Origin of the sequence: Rubellimicrobium arenae (assembly GCF_017916275.1) — a bacterium.
GTDB lineage: Bacteria > Pseudomonadota > Alphaproteobacteria > Rhodobacterales > Rhodobacteraceae > Rubellimicrobium > Rubellimicrobium arenae.
The window spans coordinates 50716-68124 of sequence record NZ_JAFMST010000010.1 but is presented as its reverse complement, the minus strand read 5'-3'; the positions used below and the strand labels follow the sequence as shown (position 1 = coordinate 68124).

Sequence of the window (17409 nt, the reverse complement as noted above, 5' to 3'; positions counted from 1 at the left end):
GGCTCAGACCCCCTTGGCCTCGACGAACATCCGGCCCCGCATCTCCATGTGGAGCGCGTGGCAGAACCACTGGCAGTAGTACCAGTAGACGCCCGGATTGGCCGCCACGAAGGTGACCGAGGAGGTCGCCTGCGGGCCGATCTCCATGGCGACGCCGTGGTTGCCCATGGTGAAGCCGTGGGTGAGGTCATCCACCTCGTCGAGGTTGGTGACGATCACCGTGACCTCGTCGCCTTCCTTCACGGTGAAGCTTTCGAGGCTGAAGCTCGGCGCGACGGACGACATGTAGACCCGCACCTTGTTGCCGTCGCGGACGATCTTGTCGGTCCATTCGTCGATGTTGACGCCGTCGGCCTCGGCCTGCTTGCGGGTCTCGGCCCACATGCGGTCCTGGCGGTCCCAGATCGACAGGGGGTTCACGATCGAGGCATGGACCGCGATGGCGTCGTGCGGCTCGGCGAAGTTCGGGCCGTCATGGAGCAGCACGGCCTTGTCGCCCGAGATGTCGAAGAGCTGGTCGTTCTCGGGCTTGAGCGGACCCACGTTGATGTAGCGGTCCTTCGAGAACTTGCAGAGCACCGCGAGGTACTTGCCGTCCGCGTCCAGCGTCTCGCCCATGGAGGTCTTGAGGTGGCCGGGCTGGTACTGGACGTCGAACTTCTCGAGGATCGGATCGACGTTTTCGCCGTTGTAGGCGCGGATGGCGGCGTCGAGGTTCCACTTCACCACCTGGCTGTCGAGGAACAGCGAGGTGTAGCAGTTGCCCTTGCCGTCATAGGCGGTGTGGAGAGGCCCGAGGCCCAGCTCCGGCTGCGCGACGATGACCGAGGACGGGTCGGCGTCGTCGGTGAACACCGCGTCCAGCTTGCGCACGTCGATCACCGAGACCGTGGGCGACAGCTTGCCCGCGATGCAGAGGTGGATCTTGTCGGGCGCCATGTTGCAGCCGTGCGGGTTGTTGGGCACGGGGATGTAGCGCGTGTAGTTCTTGTTCTGGCCCTTGCGGCCGTCGATGACCTTGCAGCCGTTGATCTCCTGGTAATCCCCGGCGGCGATGCCCTTCTCGATCTCGGCGAGGTTATAGACCACGACGTGGTCCATCTCGCTTTCCATCATCTCGCCGGCATTCGTCCCCATCTCCGAGTTGTAGGAGGTGGAGAAGGCGTACTTGCCCTCGTAGTCGGCCTCGGCGTTGTCGAGGTTGCCCGACACCAGCACCTGCCAGGCGACCTTCATCTCGTCCGCGTCCACGGCGGTGAAGACGTTCACGTAGGTCGACACGTCCGTCATCGTGGAGCCGTCGTTGACGAGCGGCGCCTCGTCCTCGCCGTTGGCAAAGACGTAGTTGGTGCGCGGCCACTTCTGCGGGCGCATCCCGTGGATGGCCTTCGCGTTCGGGATCTCGAGGATCTTGTCGGTCTTCATCACGTCGCAGCGGACGCGGGCCACGCGGGTGTTGGCCTTGTCGTTCATGAACAGGAAGCGGCCGTCGTAGCGCCCTTCGGTGAAGGACATGTGGACGTGGTGCAGGTCGCCGTTGTCGTGCACGACCTTGCCGTTGGCGGCGAGCTGCTTCTTCGTCTTCTCGGTCATGTTCTCGGTCATGATCCGGCGGGACTCGTTGGTCTGGCCCCAGCCGGTGGCCGAGCAGCGGTTGAACACCGGCACCCGCATCAGCTCGCGCATCGAGGGGACGCCCAGGATGCGCATCTCGCCGGTCTGGCCCGAGGACCAGAAGCCGTAGTATTCATCCAGCTGGCCCGGCGCGACGGCGCCCGAGGCGGCCTCCTGCGCGGCGGCCGGGGTCGCGGCGGACAGGCCCGCCAGGCCGGCGACGCCACCGAGGCCGGCCAGCCGCGCGCCTCCCATGGAGCCCAGCAGAGCGGCACCGCCTGCGGTGGCGCCCAGGAGCCCACGGCGGGTCAGGCCGCCCTTGGGAAGGTCTTCAGGCATCTATTTTCCCTTTCAGGTTGGGGTGATTGGTCAGGTCGCGGCGCACCGTCGCCTCGGAAAGGCGGGCCGTGCCTGCGGCGACCGCGTCGCGGCGCTTGATCGTCTTGATGACGACCGGGCATTTCGTGGTGCTTTGATAGAGCACCTGGCAGTTCATGCAGTTGACGCACTCGTTCGGGTTGATCTCCCCGGTCGGGTGGATCGACTGGACGGGGCATTCGACCGCGCAGGTCCGGCAGGGGTTGCCGCATTCGTGGTAGCGCCTGAGCCAGTCGAACATCCGGATGCGCGCCGGGATGGCGAGCGCGGCGCCCAGCGGGCAGAGGTAGCGGCAATAGAACCGCTCCACGAAGAGCCCGATGCCCAGGAGCGTCAGCGCATAGAGCGTGAACGGCCAGGCGCGGGCGAACTTGAGCACGATGGCGGTCTTGAAGGGCTCCACCTCGGCCAGCCGCTCGGCCTGGTCCATGGAGGCGAGGGTCACGCCGAAGAGGCCTAGGAAGATGATGTACTTCACCGCCCAAAGCCGCTCGTGCAGCCCCCAGGGGAGCGTCCACTGCGGCACCTTCAGCATGCGCGCGACCCGGTTCGACAGCTCCTGCAGGGCGCCGAAGGGGCAGAGCCAGCCGCAATAGGCCCCCCGGCCCCAGAAGATCAGCGCCGCCGCCACCGAGAACCACAGGATGAAGGTGAGCGGGTCCATCAGGAAGGCGTCCCAGGTGAACCCGCCCCGGAGCGAACCCAGCAGCGTCATCAGGTTCACGACCGAAAGCTGCGCGTTCGCGTGCCAGCCCAGGAACACGAGCGTGGCGAGAAGGAAGCCCGTGCGGAACCAGGTCGTCGCCCGCGCCGACCGCGTGAGGAACCCTTGGAAGAAGAACGCGGCGGTGAGCGCGGCCAGCATCACCGCGAGGCCCGCGACCTCGAACCGCTTGTCCCACCAGATCCGCTGCCAGAGCGCGCGAGCGGCGGCCGCGTCGTCCTGCTCGGTGGCGGCTGGCGCAACGGCGGCGGGCACCGGGGGCGTGGCGACGCTTCGCAGGAAGGCCGGGGGCGGCTGCCAGCCCAGGTCGAACGTGGTGAAGACCTTGTCGCGCGCGCCCACGCTCCGGTTCACGAGGAGCTGGAGCCGCCAGGGCTGCGTCGGATCGAAGCCCGAATCCGCCGGGATGCGGAACAGGTCGGTCTCGCTCAGGGCCGGCGCGCCCGGGACGGCCACCTGGCTCAGGCGCCGATGGTCGCGGTCATGGAAGAGCAGCGTCAGGTCGTTCTGGATGAGCTGGATGCGATCGAAGATTCCACCGCGGACATAGCCCGACCCCTTGAAGGAATAGAGCCCGCGCCCGGCGACGAGGAGCGCCTGGTCGCCGTCCCGGAGCCAGCCGCGCAGGTTCGCCTCTTCCGCATCGCCCAGCGTCGCCGCGCCGATCTGCGGGATGCTGACCAGGGTGGCGTACATGTCGATGAACGTGGTCTCGGGCGCGTCGGTCAGCGCATGCTCGGCGGCGCGGGGATCTGGGTTGGCCGCGAAGGCGTCGTTGACCTGCGCGACATCGAGCGACAGACGGCGGATCGTGCCGTCGCCCACGAGTCCGGTCCAGTCCGCCGCCGCGGCGGCGTCGGGGTTCAGTTCGACCATCGGGCCGGTCGAGGCCGCTTCGGCAGCAAGGCCGCCCAGGCCCAGCGCGCGGGCGACCCGCAGCCCGGCGCGCCGGATCGAATCGTCGATCACCATGACCGTCACGGTCGCGCCCGAGATGATCTGGAGGTCCTGCGTGGTTCCGTCGGCCGCCGCGGCGAGATCGCGGCCGACATAGCCCGCGATCAGGTCGCGGACCTTGGCCTCGGGGATGCCCACCAGCACGATGGGCTCGTGGTGCCGGACGAGCCGCGCCCCGATCACCACCCCCTTCGGATCCAGCGCGAGAAGCGTGTCGATGGGCTTGCCCGAATAGCCGGTGGTGCTCACGAAGTCCGAGGTCACGAAGGCCCAGCCGATCGGAGCCCCATCCTTCAGGACGGGGGCGACGGGCAGGTCGTCGCGGATCGGGCCGTAGCTCCCTGCCCCCGGCACAAGGTCTCCGGCGGCGACCTGCGTCAGGTAGTCGGGAAGCACGGGCTCGGCCCGCAGGGGCGCCGCAAGGACGAGAGAGAGCACGAGGGCCAGCACGGAAGCCAGCACGGTGGCCAGCACGGAGGCCAGCAGGATCTGCCCTCCCCGAATGGCCTGGCCCGCCTGGACCCGCGCATTCCAGCGACGGGGGCGCGGGCCGACAAGGTCTGCGGGAGCCTGCCTCGGGGTGACGGTGGATGCGGGAACGTGTGCGGTCATGAGCGACGGCGTAGGGCATGGCCCCGGGCCGAACGTTGCGCCCGCGCAAAGTCCCGGCGCGCCGCCAGCCGGGCTGCCTTCCCGGCCAGGGCGGGGCTGAGCCGATGGGCGTCATGCCGCGGGGCTTCGGATCCGTCGCGTCGATCCCCGCCGCTCGGGGCTCGGTGGCGCGGTCTTTGGCGATCATGGGGCTGGCGAGCCGTCCGCTCGTCGCCGCGTTCGCCGCGGGGATGGACGGTCGGCCCCGGCGGGTCCGATCGCTGCCCCGCTCAGGCCACGCGGTGGCGGCCGTTCCTGCTCAGCCGGCCGTCCGTGGTTCTCTCGACATGGACGGGCCTGGGTCAGGGCGGCCCTGGATGGAGGGGGCCGGCGCCAATGTCATCCCGCCACCCTGTTGTGGCCTCCGGGACCTGCCGCCCCAGTCCCCGGCTGGAACCGGTGGGGTCAGTACCACATGTCCGGCACGGCGTCCTTTCGGCGTGCCATGAAGTCCAGCAGGCCCTCGTTGATGCCTTCGTCGATCGGCGGGGCCTCGTACTCCGCCAGCAGCTTCTTCCACCGGGCGTTGGCGCGCTGCGCGTAATCCAGCCCGCCCTGCTCGCTCCAGGTCTCGAAGGGCTGGTCGTCGTTCAGGGCGCTGTCCCAGTAGGCGGTCTCGTAATGCCGCAGGGTGTGGGCGGTGCCGAACAGGTGCTGCCCCGGCCCAAGCTCCGCCAGCGCGTCGAAGCCCAGCGTGTCGTCGTTGACCTCCATGCCGTCCAGATAGGCGTGAAGCGCGCCGCACATGTCGGTGTCCATCACCAGTTTCTCGTAGGACATCGACAGGAGCCCGTCGAGGAACCCCGCCGAGTGCAGGACGTAGTTCGCACCGCCCTGGATGGCCGACATCATCGACATCATGCTTTGCTGCATCGCCTGGCCGTCCGGCAGCTTGGACGTGCAGAAGTTGCCCGCGCAGCGCAGCGGCAGGTTCAGGCGCCGCGCCAGCTGGCCCATGACGAGCGAGCCCAGCGCCGGCTCGGGGGTCCCGAAGGTCGGCGAGCCCGAGCGCAGCGACATGGAGGAAAAGAAGCTGGCCAGAACGGCGGGCGCGCCGGGCCGCACGAGCTGGCTCAGGGCGCAGGACACCATGGACTCGGCCAGCCCCTGGGCCACGGACCCCGCCATGGTCAGCGGCGACACCGCGCCGCCCAGCAGGAACGGCAGGTGGATCGACCCCTGGTTGGCGCCCGCATAGGCGCGGATGCCGGCCGCCGTGACGCCATCGAGCACCAGGGGCGAGGTCGTGTTGAAGTTGCCCATGATGACGCAGTTCCGGTCGACGAAGTCGGACCCGAACAGGATCCGGCACATCTCCACGCTGTCACTGGCGCGATCCGCGGCCGTGATCGAGCCCAGGAACGCCCGGTCCGAATAGCGGATATGGGCATAGACCATGTCGAGATGCCGCTTGTTCACCGCGACATCGGTCGGCTCGCAGACCGTGCCGCCGGAGTGGTGCAACCATGGCGAGGACTGCGACAGCTTCACGAAATTCCGGAAGTCCTCGATGGTGCCGTAGCGGCGCCCCCGGTCCAGATCCATCACGAAGGGCGAGCCGTAGGAGGGCGCGAACACCACGTTCCGGCCGCCGATGCGCACCGAGTTCGCCGGGTTGCGGGCGTGCTGGGTGAACTCCGCCGGGGCGGTCCTCAGGACCTCGCGCAGGAGCCCGGGCTCGAACTTCAGGTTCCAGACGCCGGCGGTCAGTTCCGTCACCTGCGCCCCGGCCTGGCGGTAGAGCCGCATGGCCTCGGCATCCTCGCGCAGCTCCATCCCGATCTCGGCCAGGATGCGGTCGGCGGTCGCTTCGATGCGAACGAGGCTGTCCTCGGACAGGAGGTCATAGGTCGGGACGTTCCGCACAATGTAGGGCCGCCGCGTGCCCTGGGCGCCCTGGAGACGGCTCTCGCGTCGCTGCGATCGACCCCCGCGCGGGCGCTTGGTGTCCTGACCTGGAGTTGATCCGTCGGGCATGGCTCGTTTCTCCAACAACTGATGGCAAGGCTAGGCCGTTCCCGCCCTCCTGTGACGCTGGAAAACCCTCATCGGTTTGATAAGCTCGGCTTATGGGAACGCTCCGCAGCCTCCTGCCCTCGATCAACAGCCTGGTGGTCTTCGAGGCGGCTGGCCGCCTGTCCAGCTTCACCGCCGCCGCGCGCGAGCTGCACATGACCCAGGCCGCCGTGTCCTACGCGATCCACCGCCTGGAGGAGCAGCTGGGGACCGTTCTCTTCCTGCGGGAGCACCGCCGGGTCCGGCTCAGCGAGATGGGGGCGAGGTTCCATGCCGACGTCGCGATCGGCCTGTCCCATATCCAGCGGTCCGCGCAGGACCTCCGGGCCTCGGCCGCCGGGAGCCATGTCACGTTGTCCTGCTCGACAGCCTTTGCGGCCTTCTGGATGGTTCCGCGCATGGCCAGGTTCCGCGAGGACCTGCCCCAGGTCGACCTGCGGATCCAGACGGCCGATCGCGATCTCGACCTGCTGGGCGAGGGCATTCCGCTGGGTATCCGTGGCGGGGCTCCGGCCGACTGGCCGCACTACGAGGCCGAGGTGCTTGCCCCCGAGGAGATCTACCCGGTCTGCGGAGCGGGATACCTGTCAGGCGTGGATCGGCCGGTCCGCGCCGCCGACCTGCTGGCGCATCGCCTGATCCACCTGGAGGAGCCCTTCCGCTCGGCCGCCACCTGGAGGGACTGGTTCGCTTCGGCCGGCATCGACGGAACGAAGGTCCCTTCGGGCCTTCGGATCAACGATTACGTCCTGGTCGTCCAGTCGGTCATCGAGGGACAGGGCATTGCCCTCGGCTGGCGGCATCTTGTCGAAGGGCTCGTGAGCAAGGGGGTTCTCGTGCGGCTGACGGGGCACGCGCTGACGACAGGCAAGGATTTCCATGTGATCTGGCCCAAGGAGGCCAGGCTGTCACGGCCGGCGCAGGACGTGCGCGACTGGCTGCTGCGGCAGCGCATGGCGCCCCCGGCCCGGTCCTGAGATCGGACAGCGACAGGCACCCCCGTCAGGGGTGCCTGGACAGGGCGATGGGCCACGGCCTCAGTTCATTGCGGCGGCGCGGGCGTCCCGAAGCCAGCCGTCGTATTCGGCCTGATGCGCCGCGATCCAGTCGCTCACGTGGCGGTCGATGTCCTCGGAGGAGTCCTCGCCATCGGCGATGAGCTTGTTCTCGGCCGAGATGTCGTTGATGTCGATCCTGGCCTCTTCGAGGAGCTTCCTGGCGGCCGGGTTGGCGGCCAGGAAGTCGTTGCGGGCCACCACGCGGATCGAATCGACGGCGAAGCCCAGGTTCTTGCCGCCGAAGGTGGTCTCGCCCGTCGCGCCGTCGGGCAGCGAGGTGTAGGGCACCTCCAGCCATTCCACGTCCCGGCCCGGGACCAGCGCGCCGGACACCCAGTACGGCGTCCAGGTGTAGTACAGGATCGGCTGGCCCTCAGCGTGGCGGGCGATCGTGTCGGCGATGATGGCGTTGTATTCGCCCTGGTTGTGGGTCACCGTGCCGCGCAGGCCGTACTCGTCGAGGTGATGCTCGATCACGCGCTCGCAGCCCCAGCCCGGCACGCAGCCCGCGAGGTCCGCCTTGCCGTCGCCGTCGGTGTCGAACCTGGCCGCGGTGGCCGGATCCTTGAGGTCCGACACCGAGTGGACGCCCGCGTCGTAGCTGGCCTTGTCCACCAGATAGCCCTGCAGGGCCCCGTCGATCAGGTGGCCGATCTTGGTCATAACGGCGTCGCCGCCCACTTCCTGGTAGAAGGGGTCGTGCAGCGTGTTCCAGCTCGCGGTGAACAGGTCCGCGTCCCCCGAACCCACGGCGAGATGCGCGGTCTGGGCCAGCACCTCGTTCGGCTCGGCGACCGTATAGCCCAGGTCCTCGAGCGCGCGGAACACGAGCCGCGCCTGGAACATCTCCTCCAGCAAGGGCTGGATCACCGGGCGCACGGTAACGCCTTCGCCGGGCTTGTCCTGGGCCATCGCTGCCATCGGCAACAGCGTGAGCGCGAGGGTCGCAGCCAGTCTGAGCGGTTTCATGGATCGTCCTTCCCTGTCGGTTCTTGTTTGTTGTTCCGCAACGGCCATGCGGCCCGTCCGGTTGGGTCCGGGCCGGTCGGCCCAGGTCATCTCGGGTCAGCCCCAGCTCGCCACCGGAGCGCCAAGGGCGTTGTGATTCACCGTAATCCCGAGCCCCGGCGCATCGGGGACGAGCACCCCCCCGTTCATCACCGGGGCGTCGAAGCGCGCCGTCTCGAGCGTGACCATGTCGCGGCAGTCGAGGATGCAGCGCAGCAGCCGCGGCGGCACCGTCGCGCCGAGATGGGCGATGGCGGCAAAGGCGATGACCGAGCCGGTCGTGTCCTGCACGCTCATGGTGAGGCCCGCGGCGCGGCAGATGTCGCGCTGCCGGCGGGACGGGGTGAGGCCCCCGGCCGGGGTGATCTTGAGCCCGATCCCGTCCGCGGCATCGAGCGCGATGAGGCGGGCCAGCTCCTCGTCGCTCTGCGCCAGCTCGTCGAGGATGATGGGCACGTTGCAGCGGGCCCGCAGGGACAGCGTCTCCCGCCAGGTGGCGCAGGGGGCCTCCAGCACGAAGTCGAGCCCCTCCGGCAGGAGCCTCAGCATCCGCAGCGCGGTTTCCGGCACGAGTCCGCCGTTCGCATCGACGATGAAGTACTCGCCGGGCCGGCGGTCGGCGAGGCTCGCGCGGATGCGCTCGGCATCAATGGTCGGCCCGCCCTCGCCGTCGAGCGCGCCGATCTTGATCGAATGGCCCATGTAACCGCGCGCGCGATGGTCGGCGACGCGGGCGCGCATGTCCTCGGGATCGCCCATGTAGATCGAGGAGATCGTCGCCATGGGCACGCCGGTCGAGCCGCCCAGAAGCTCGCAGACCGGTCGGTTCAGCGCCTTGCCGAGCACGTCCCAGCAGGCGGCGTCGATGGCGGCCTTGGCATGGGCGTGGCCGACGAGAACTTCGTCCATCCGGTCATAGATGCGGTCGGTCTGGCGCGGGTCGCGGCCCAGGAGGTGGGGCGCGATCTCCTCGATGCCCGCGCGCGCCCCGCGCGCATGGGCGGCGACATAGGTGGAGCCGAAGGGCGTGCTCTCGCCCCAGCCCTCGGTGTCATCGTCGGCCACGACGCGCACGATGGCCGCGCCAAAGCTGCGGTACTCGCGGCCGCCGGACAGGAGATAGACACCCCCGGAATAGGGCAGCTCGACCTCATAAAGCTCAATTCGCGCGATCTTCATCAAGGAGTTCCAGTGGGAGGGATCAGAACCAGCTTGCCGGTGTGCGCCTTGGACAGGAAATCGGCCTGGGCCTCGGCAAGACGGTCGAGCGGATAGGTCCGCGCCACCACGGGCCGCACGGCGCCGGCCTCGACGTAGGAAACGAGGTTCTCGAACACCTCGTCTTCCTGGAAGGTGCAGCCGAAGAGGCTGAGGTCGTTGAGGTAGAGGGTCCTGAGGTCGATCTCGGCGATCGGCCCGGCAATGGCGCCCGCCACCGCGTAGCGCCCGCCCTTCACGAGCAGGTCGAGAAGCCGGCCCGCGCCCGGGCCGCCCACCACGTCGATCACCACGTCGATGCTGCCCGGCCCGAGCAGGGCCACCGGATCGTCCTCGCGCGCGATCACGCGGTCGGCCCCCAGCGCGCGCACCTCCTCGGCCTTGGAACGCCCCGCGACGGCGACCACCGTCGCGCCCCGCCGCCTGGCCAGCTGCACCGCCGCCGAGCCCACGCCCCCCGAGGCGCCGGTGACCAGAACCCGCTCCGCCCCCACGCGGGCGCGATGGAGCATGTTCTCGGCCGTGGACCAGGCGCAGGGCACGGAGGCCAGCTCTGCGTCCGTCCAGTCGCAGCGCACGGCGTAGGTTTCGGCGGAGGGGGCCGCGACGAACTGGGCGAAGCCGCCGTCGCATTCCGAACCGATCGTCCAGCACTCCCAGGGGCGATAGGCCACGGGGGTGCGGAGCATGTTCCGCACGAGCACCCGCTCGCCGATCCGCGCCGGGTCCACGCCCTCCCCCACGGCAACGACATGGCCGCAGATGTCCGCGCCCTGGATGCGCGGAAAGGTCAGCGGCGCGCCCGACCAGCTCGCGTCGGCGGCGTCGGCCTCCTGTGCCCCGCCGTCCGTGCCGTCGGTCACGCGCTTGGAGTACCAGCCGATGCGGGTGTTGATGTCGGTGTTGTTGACCGCCGCGGCGGCAACGCGGATCAGGAGCTCCCCCAGGCCGGGCCGCGGCACAGGCAGGTCCTGCCGGTAGACAAGCTTGTCGAAGCCGCCGTGCCCGGTGAGTTGCACGCCGCTCATCATCGGCGGGATAGGGTCAGTCGCCATGCCTGGTCCTTGGGTTGCAGATCGATCGGGGAGAGCCGGGCCGGAGCCCAAGGGGCCTGCCTGCGCGCCAAGATGTCCGCTCCCCTGCTTTGCCCAGGACGGGACGGCCGGCGCCGCTTCGGCTGCGGCGTACCGGACGGTCCTGGGAGGTCATTCCGTTGAGCGCGGGCACGGCGATGGCAGGGTCGCCGGCGACGCGCGACGGATGCAGGAAAGCGGGATGCCCCCGGTCTGGCAACGTGGGAAAAGATCACGTTTGACTTGAGCTGGGGTCAACACGACAAGGTCCGTGGCGGGCGCATCCCCTCGGGTCGGCGCACCGCGATCCCGGCGTGGGGGTTCATGGAGGTCCCATTGGTCAGGCGCTTCTACGACCTGCCGCCCGTGACCTCGCTGTCTGTCTTCGAGGCAGCGGCACGCCACGCGAGCTTCACGCTGGCCGCGGCCGAGCTCAACGTCACCCCGGGCGCCGTCAGCCGTCAGATCCGCGCCCTCGAGGAGGACCTCGGCGTCGCGCTGTTCCTGCGCCACAACAAGGGAGTGCGGCTGACCGCCTCGGGCGAGGAGCTGTTCCATGTCCTGGCCCGAGGGTTCGCCCAAGCGTCCGAGGTGGTGCGCGCCATCCGCCGGGGCGACACCGCCCGCAAGGTCACCGTCGCCTGCTCCGACGTCTTCGGCTCGATGTGGCTCCTGCCCCGCATGCCGGAGTTCTGGCGGCGCTTTCCCGAGGTCAAGGTCGACCACCTGATCTCCGACAACACGCGGGACTTCCGCCGGGCCGAGGTCGACCTGCGGGTGCGCTTCGGCTCGGGAGGCTGGGCGGAGGAAACGGCCCAGTTCCTGTTCGATGATCGCGTCTATCCGGTGTGCAGCCCCGCCTATGCGAGGGCGCATCGGGACGATGCGGCCCGGGACTGGACGAACCTGCCGCTTCTGGACGTGGAGTGGGTCGCCTCGGACTGGCTGCGGTGGGAGGACCTGCTGGCCCAGGCGGGCCTGGCCCGGCACACCGCCGACATCCGGCGCTTCGGCAAGTTCAGCGTGGCGCTGCAGGCGGCGATGGCCGAGCAAGGCCTCGTCATCGGCTGGCACCGGATCGTGGCCCCCTTGGTCAGGGACGGGACGCTGGTGCGGTTCACCGATCTGGTGCTTTGTCCGCCCGGAGGATACCACCTGACCTGGAACTCCAACCGGGCGCTGACGCCTGCGGCCACCCTGTTCCGGGCCTGGATGCTGGAGATGGCGGCCGCCGAGCGGCTGGCTCCAAGTCCTTCACCGACGGTGCGCCCGTCGCCCGACGCGTCTGGCACGGCCCATGCCGATCCTCCTGCATCGGGAAGTCCGCCCCCCGAATGATGCGACGGAGCCGCGGAAGCCGCCGGCGCGGCCACGCGCACAGGCCGCGGCGCCCGAACCCTCGGTCGGAGGATCACCTGCTTGACTCGGGATGGGCGAGGCGGCGTACTCGGCCCGGCGGGGACGACTGGCACCGGCGTCCGACCCCGTTCGGAGGACGACCTTGAGCCATCACCCCCACCTCCTGTCGCCGCTGGACCTGCGGGGCCACCGGTTGCGCAACCGCATCGTCTTTGGCGCGCACACGAACAACATGTCGGACGATGGCCTGCCGGGGCCCCGGACGGCGGCCTACCTGCTGGAGCGGGCGCTGGGCGGGGCGGGCATGATCGTGGCCGAGCCGATGCCCGTCCATCGGACGGGGGTGCTGACCCGCGGCAACTTCCGGCACGGAAGCGACGAGGTCATCCCCCACTTCCGCAAGGTGACCGAGCCCGTGAAGGACGCGGGGGCGGTCATCCTCCAGCAACTCTATCATGTCGGCGCCCATGGCGACTCGGACCTGAGCTTCGCCCCGCACTGGTCGCCGTCGGGCGACCGGAGCTACCACGACTCGGACGGCTCGCACCGCATGACCGAAGCGGAGATCCTGGAGCTGATCGACGCCCATGTCGCGGCGGCCGTCCGCTGCCGGGCGGCCGGGTTCCAGGGCGTCGAGGTCTGGGCCGCCTATCATTCGCTCCTCGACCAGTTCTGGACGCCCTGGAGCAACCGCCGCGACGACCGCTGGGGCGGCTCGCTGGAGAACCGCACCCGCTTCTCGCGCACGGTCATCGAGGGCATCCGCAGGGCGTGCGGGGACGACTTCATCATCGGCCTCGCGGTCAGCGCCTCCGACGCCCACGATGTGACCCTGTCGGTCGAGAGCCTGCTCGAGATCATCGCGCTGCACGACGCGACGGGGCATGTCGACTACGTCACCTGCGGGCACGGCGGCTATCTCGACTACGACCGGCTGATGCCGACCTTCCTGTTCGCCGAGAAGCTGACGGCCCCGGTAACCGAGCAGATCAAGGGCGTCGTCGCCCACGCCAGGGTCACCTCCGAGGCGCATGTGCGCACGCCCGAGAACGCCGAGGCCATCATCGCCTCCGGACAGGCCGACCTCGTCTCGATCGTGCGCGGCCAGATCGCCGACCCGCATCTGGCGCGCAAGGTCGAGGAAGGCCGCGCCGGGGACGTGCGGGGCTGCATCTCCTGCAACCAGATGTGCTGGGGCCGGCGCTCGCGGGACTACTGGATCTCGTGCCTGATCAACCCGAGCGCGGGGCGCGAGTTCGAATGGGGCGGCGACCGCTTCACGCGGGCCGACAGCCCGAGGTCGGTCCTGGTCGTCGGCGGCGGCCCGGCCGGGCTCGAGGCGGCGCGGGTGGCAGGCGAGCGCGGGCACCGGGTGGAACTTGTCGAGGCGGCGCCGCAGCTGGGGGGCCAGTTCCGCCTGGCGGGCCTGCAACCCCGGCGCGGGCAGATCCTCGACCTCCTCGGCTGGTACGAGCGACAGTTCGCGAAGCTGGGAGTCGAGGTGCGACGGAACACCTTTCTCGACACGGAGGAGGTGGCCGCCCATCCGGCCGAGGTGGTGATCCTGGCCACGGGCTCGCTGCCCGATGCCGACGCGCGGCAGCGCTGGCTGCCCGGCGAGGAGCGCCTCCCCGGACTGGAGGCCGGCGGCGTCTGGTCGCCCGAGGAGGTCCTGCGGCGCGAGGCACGGCTTGGCGACACCGTGGTCGTTTACGACGAGGGCGGCACCTGGCGCGGCGTCGGCACCGCCTGGGCGCTGGCCGAGCAGGGCAAACGGGTGATCCTGGTCACCCCCGACCCCTTCGTGGGCAAGGAGATCGCCCGGACGACGGCCGACGGCGCGGCGCGGGCGCGGCTCGCCCGGGCCGGCGCGCGGTTCCTGACCGAGCATGTCATCGCCCGCTGGCACGGCAACGGCGTCACCCTGCGCTCCATGCTGGACGGACGGGAGGAGACCCTGCCCGCCTCGGCGCTGGTGATGGCCACCACGAACCAGGCCTTCGATCCCTTTCCCGACTCCCTCCCTGGCAAGGAGGTTCATCGCATCGGCGACTGCGCCGCCCCCCGGCAGGCGCCCTACGCCTTTCATGAAGGACGAAAGGTGGCCCTGGGGCTCTGATCGTTCACCGGGATCATGGCCCGCCGTGGCAACCGGTCTGTGAGGAGTAGGGCAGACACCAGAAATCGCAGCGCGCGATGGCCTCATCGCGCAGGCCGGTCCGCGCCGGGGATCGGATCAGCGGCATCAGACCAGGGCATTCATCAGGGCGGCTCGCTGTCCTCCGGTCTCAGGCTCCTGTCGGCGTCGGATCACCTCCCCTTTCCTTTGGACCTTAAGCCGGGCTTAAGGATCACCGCCAATGAGAGCCCCATCCCGCCCGAGCGTGAGGTCCCATCGTGAGACTGCTGATCGTCGAGGATGACGAGGTCCTGCGGGACGGCCTTGTGGTGGGCCTGCATCTGGCAGGCTTCACCTCCGAGGCGGTCACCACGGTGGCAGAGGCCGAGGCCGCCCTGGAGATGGGCGGCTTTTCGGGCGTTGTGCTCGACCTCATGCTGCCCGACGGCTCGGGGCTGGACCTGCTGGCCCGGCTCCGCGCCGGGGGCTCGACGCTGCCGGTCCTGATGCTGACGGCCCGCGACCGCCCGCACGAACGGGTGGCGGGCCTCGACGGCGGGGCCGACGATTACCTGGGCAAGCCCTTCGACCTAGGGGAGCTCGCGGCACGCCTGCGCGCCATCCTGCGCCGCGCGGAAGGGCGGGCCGACGGTCGCATCGCCTGGAACGGGCTCGTGCTCGACCCCGCGAAGATGGAAGGTGAGATCGACGGCGACGCGCAGACCTTCTCGCCCAAGGAGTTCATCCTCCTGCGCGCGCTCCTCGAGCGCCCCGGAGCGGTGTTGGCGAAGGCCACCCTCGAAGAGCGGCTTTACGGCTGGCAGGAGGGGGTGGAGAGCAATACCGTCGAGGTCCATATCCACCGGCTGCGCAGCAAGTTGGGCGCGGGCTTCATCGAGACCGTGCGCGGCGTAGGCTACCGCCTGGCCCCCGAGGCCGCGAAGGAGACCGCCTGATGTCCATGCGCCTGCGCCTGTTCCTGATCCTGGTCCTGGCCACCGGCACCGTCTGGGCCTCGGCGGTGCTCTGGACGCGGGCACGGACCGAGGCACATGTGGAGCGCGTGCTGGATGCCCGCCTCTCCGAGGCGGCCCGCATGGTCGTCTCGCTCATCGACAGCCACGGCATCGATTTGGGCGCCACGGCCGGCTCGGTCGACACGAGTGGGGTCGATTCAGTCTTTGTGCCTGCGGCCGACTACGAGCATCGTCTGTCCTGCCAGATCTGGTCGGTCGAGGATATCCTCCTGGGGCAGTCCGAAGGCGCTCCGGACGGGCGTCTCAGCTCCAGCCCGTCCGGCTTCAGCACCAGCGAGGTCGATGGGCAGGCCTGGCGCGTCTACACGGCCGAGGACCCGGACCTCGGGATCCGCGTCATGGTGGCCGACACCATGGCCATGCGCGAGAACCTGGTGGGCAGCATCATCACCGCCCTGGTCCTGCCGGCCGGGCTCGTGCTCCCGGCCCTCCTGGGCCTGATCTGGATCAGCCTGGGTCGGGGCCTCGCGCCATTGGACCGCGTGGCCCGGATCCTTGCCGCACGCTCGGCCAGCGATCTCACGCCCCTGCCCGACGAACCTGCCGCCCGCGAGGTGCGCCCCCTGATCGAGGGCCTGAACGGCCTCATGACCCGCGTGGCCTCCGCCCGCGAGAGCGAGCGCACCTTCACGGCCTTCGCGGCCCACGAACTCAAGACCCCGCTCTCGGGGCTCAAGACCCAGGCCCAGGTGGCGGCCCTCGCCCAGGATCCGGCGGTCCAGGCCAAGGCGCTGGCGCAGATCCAGCGCGCGGTGGACCGGACCGACCGCATGGTGCGCCAGCTTCTCGACATGGCGGCGGTGGAGGCGGAGGGTCCAGGAGGCGAGGAGCCCGGCGCCGGAGTGGGCCTGATGCTGACGGGCCTCGTCGAGGACCTTGCGCCCTTGGCTCAGCAGAAGGGCGTCGGGCTGAGAACGGCACGAAATCCCACAGGTCCGCTGGTCTGCCGCAGCCCGCTCCTCCTCGGGATCGCCGTGCGCAACCTCCTCGAGAACGCCGTGGCGGCCTCGCCGCCCGGCGGCGTGGTGACCCTGACCATCGATCGTCTCGACCAGGGGCGGCGCGGCCTGATCCAGGTCCGGGATCAGGGACCGGGCATTCCCGCCGATGAGTTGGCCCAGGTCACCCGCCGCTTCGTTCGGGGGCGCCAGGCCAAGGGCACGGGCAGCGGCCTCGGGCTCGCCATCGTGGACCTCGCGACCCAGCGCCTAGGCGGACGTCTCGCCCTTGGACCGGCCGAGGGCGGGGGCATGATCGCGGAGATCGAGTTTCCCTGCGTCCCCCAGGACCTTGGCACGTCGGCTGGCGCGCCCACCCCCAGTCCTGCCTGACCGGGGGCCACCCCATCCCGCGCCGACGGCTGCGCAATGGATCGGCCAGCGTGGCTCCCCGGCAAAGTCTTAAGGTTGGCGTAAGCTTCGCTTGCGACTCAGCCGATCTCATGTGGCCGCCGAGCAGGACAGAACGATGACCCTTCCCACCCCCCGCCGGACCCTTCTGCTGGGAGCCGGCACCCTTCTGGCATCGCTGGCCGCCCCCGGCCTCTTGCGCGCGCAGGACAGCCGCCGTAACGCCTCTGCTTTCGTGACGCACGACTGGCGCGACCACTTCGAGACGCTGGGCGCCGGGGCCATCCTGGCGGACACGGGCTCCACGTCGCTGCACTACTGGAGCGGGGATGGAGAGGAGCACCGGGTCTACCCGACCTCCGTGCCGGCGAGCGACGAGCTGACCCGCCGCGGCTACACCGAGGTGGTCGAGAAGAAGGTGGCCCCGACCTGGACGCCCACGCCGTCCATGCGCCAACGCTTTCCGGAATGGCCCGCCGTGGTGCCGGGCAACGATCCCCTGAACCCGCTCGGCCCCTATGCGCTCTACCTGTCCTGGCAGTACTACCGCATCCACGGCACCCACGACACGCGCAAGATCGGGCGGCCCTCCTCGGACGGCTGCATCGGCCTTTACAACGAGCACATCACCGAACTCTTCAGCCTGGTGCGGGTCGGGACCCAGGTGCGGATCCTCTGAGGCCCGACACCCGTCGCCCTCTTCAACTCCCGAGAAACTGGCAGCGCTCAGGGTCCCCCATCCGCGCGGTCCTGAGCGCGTCAGCCTTGGATCGTTGCCTGTCCGTCGACTGGCGCACCCAAGGGGGGATATGGCAACTGAAGGAAAACCCGCTTGAGCTTGCCCTGGC

Annotated in this window: 12 protein-coding genes; 6 read left to right on the top strand and 6 right to left on the bottom strand. The window is 69.8% G+C overall.

Annotated features, from left to right (window positions below):
- Nucleotides 1-3 precede the first annotated feature (3 nt).
- From nosZ to J3P31_RS16210, 3 genes are all read right to left on the bottom strand, one after another.
- The gene (gene nosZ, locus J3P31_RS16220; protein ID WP_210529542.1) at nt 4-1953 is read right to left on the bottom strand and encodes a TAT-dependent nitrous-oxide reductase; all 1950 of its coding nucleotides are present in this window, start codon (nt 1951-1953) and stop codon (nt 4-6) included.
- Nucleotides 1946-4285: a NosR/NirI family protein gene (locus J3P31_RS16215; protein ID WP_210529541.1), complete on the bottom strand. Its 2340-nt coding sequence runs from the start codon at nt 4283-4285 to the stop codon at nt 1946-1948. Before J3P31_RS16215 ends, nosZ begins: the two co-directional genes overlap by 8 nt.
- Nucleotides 4286-4729: 444 nt before the next feature.
- Nucleotides 4730-6301, bottom strand: a complete 1572-nt coding sequence (locus J3P31_RS16210; protein WP_210529540.1) for a trimethylamine methyltransferase family protein — start codon at nt 6299-6301, stop codon at nt 4730-4732.
- A gap of 92 nt (nt 6302-6393) precedes the next feature.
- Here J3P31_RS16210 and J3P31_RS16205 point away from each other — a divergent pair, with 92 nt between their 5' ends.
- A complete protein-coding gene (locus J3P31_RS16205; protein ID WP_210529539.1) occupies nt 6394-7317 on the top strand; it encodes a LysR substrate-binding domain-containing protein in 924 nt (307 codons plus the stop codon).
- Between the two features lie 60 nt (nt 7318-7377).
- Here the strand turns inward: J3P31_RS16205 and proX are convergent, their stop codons facing one another.
- The 3 genes from proX to J3P31_RS16190 form a co-directional block, all read right to left on the bottom strand.
- Entirely contained in the window at nt 7378-8367 is a 990-nt protein-coding gene (gene proX / locus J3P31_RS16200; RefSeq protein ID WP_210529538.1) for a glycine betaine/L-proline ABC transporter substrate-binding protein ProX, read from the bottom strand.
- A gap of 96 nt (nt 8368-8463) precedes the next feature.
- The gene (locus J3P31_RS16195; protein ID WP_210529537.1) at nt 8464-9585 is read right to left on the bottom strand and encodes a mandelate racemase/muconate lactonizing enzyme family protein; all 1122 of its coding nucleotides are present in this window, start codon (nt 9583-9585) and stop codon (nt 8464-8466) included.
- Nucleotides 9585-10679 (bottom strand): alcohol dehydrogenase family protein, encoded by a 1095-nt coding sequence (locus tag J3P31_RS16190; RefSeq protein WP_246849582.1) that lies wholly within the window; start codon nt 10677-10679, stop codon nt 9585-9587. The genes J3P31_RS16195 and J3P31_RS16190 overlap by 1 nt, the downstream gene beginning before the upstream one ends.
- A gap of 354 nt (nt 10680-11033) precedes the next feature.
- On the opposite strand from J3P31_RS16190, the gene J3P31_RS16185 reads away from it, so the two are divergent.
- From J3P31_RS16185 to J3P31_RS16165, 5 genes are all read left to right on the top strand, one after another.
- On the top strand, nt 11034-12035 hold the full coding sequence (locus J3P31_RS16185; RefSeq protein WP_210529536.1) for a LysR substrate-binding domain-containing protein: 1002 nt from the start codon (nt 11034-11036) through the stop codon (nt 12033-12035).
- 163 nt (nt 12036-12198) lie between these two features.
- On the top strand, nt 12199-14175 hold the full coding sequence (locus J3P31_RS16180) for an oxidoreductase (RefSeq protein WP_246849583.1): 1977 nt from the start codon (nt 12199-12201) through the stop codon (nt 14173-14175).
- A gap of 278 nt (nt 14176-14453) precedes the next feature.
- A complete protein-coding gene (locus J3P31_RS16175) occupies nt 14454-15131 on the top strand; it encodes a response regulator (protein ID WP_210529534.1) in 678 nt (225 codons plus the stop codon).
- Nucleotides 15131-16543, top strand: a complete 1413-nt coding sequence (locus tag J3P31_RS16170; protein ID WP_246849584.1) for an ATP-binding protein — start codon at nt 15131-15133, stop codon at nt 16541-16543. Before J3P31_RS16175 ends, J3P31_RS16170 begins: the two co-directional genes overlap by 1 nt.
- A gap of 136 nt (nt 16544-16679) precedes the next feature.
- On the top strand, nt 16680-17240 hold the full coding sequence (locus J3P31_RS16165) for a L,D-transpeptidase (RefSeq protein ID WP_210529533.1): 561 nt from the start codon (nt 16680-16682) through the stop codon (nt 17238-17240).
- The last annotated feature ends 169 nt before the right edge of the window (nt 17241-17409 follow it).

Coding starts and splice junctions, on each gene's coding strand:
- nosZ (WP_210529542.1), bottom strand. CDS start 1,953: ATGCCTGAAGACCTTCCCAAGGGCGGCCTGACCCGCCGTGGGCTCCTG.
- J3P31_RS16215 (WP_210529541.1), bottom strand. CDS start 4,285: ATGACCGCACACGTTCCCGCATCCACCGTCACCCCGAGGCAGGCTCCC.
- J3P31_RS16210 (WP_210529540.1), bottom strand. CDS start 6,301: ATGCCCGACGGATCAACTCCAGGTCAGGACACCAAGCGCCCGCGCGGG.
- J3P31_RS16205 (WP_210529539.1), top strand. CDS start 6,394: ATGGGAACGCTCCGCAGCCTCCTGCCCTCGATCAACAGCCTGGTGGTC.
- proX (WP_210529538.1), bottom strand. CDS start 8,367: ATGAAACCGCTCAGACTGGCTGCGACCCTCGCGCTCACGCTGTTGCCG.
- J3P31_RS16195 (WP_210529537.1), bottom strand. CDS start 9,585: ATGAAGATCGCGCGAATTGAGCTTTATGAGGTCGAGCTGCCCTATTCC.
- J3P31_RS16190 (WP_246849582.1), bottom strand. CDS start 10,679: ATGGCGACTGACCCTATCCCGCCGATGATGAGCGGCGTGCAACTCACC.
- J3P31_RS16170 (WP_246849584.1), top strand. CDS start 15,131: ATGTCCATGCGCCTGCGCCTGTTCCTGATCCTGGTCCTGGCCACCGGC.
- J3P31_RS16165 (WP_210529533.1), top strand. CDS start 16,680: ATGACCCTTCCCACCCCCCGCCGGACCCTTCTGCTGGGAGCCGGCACC.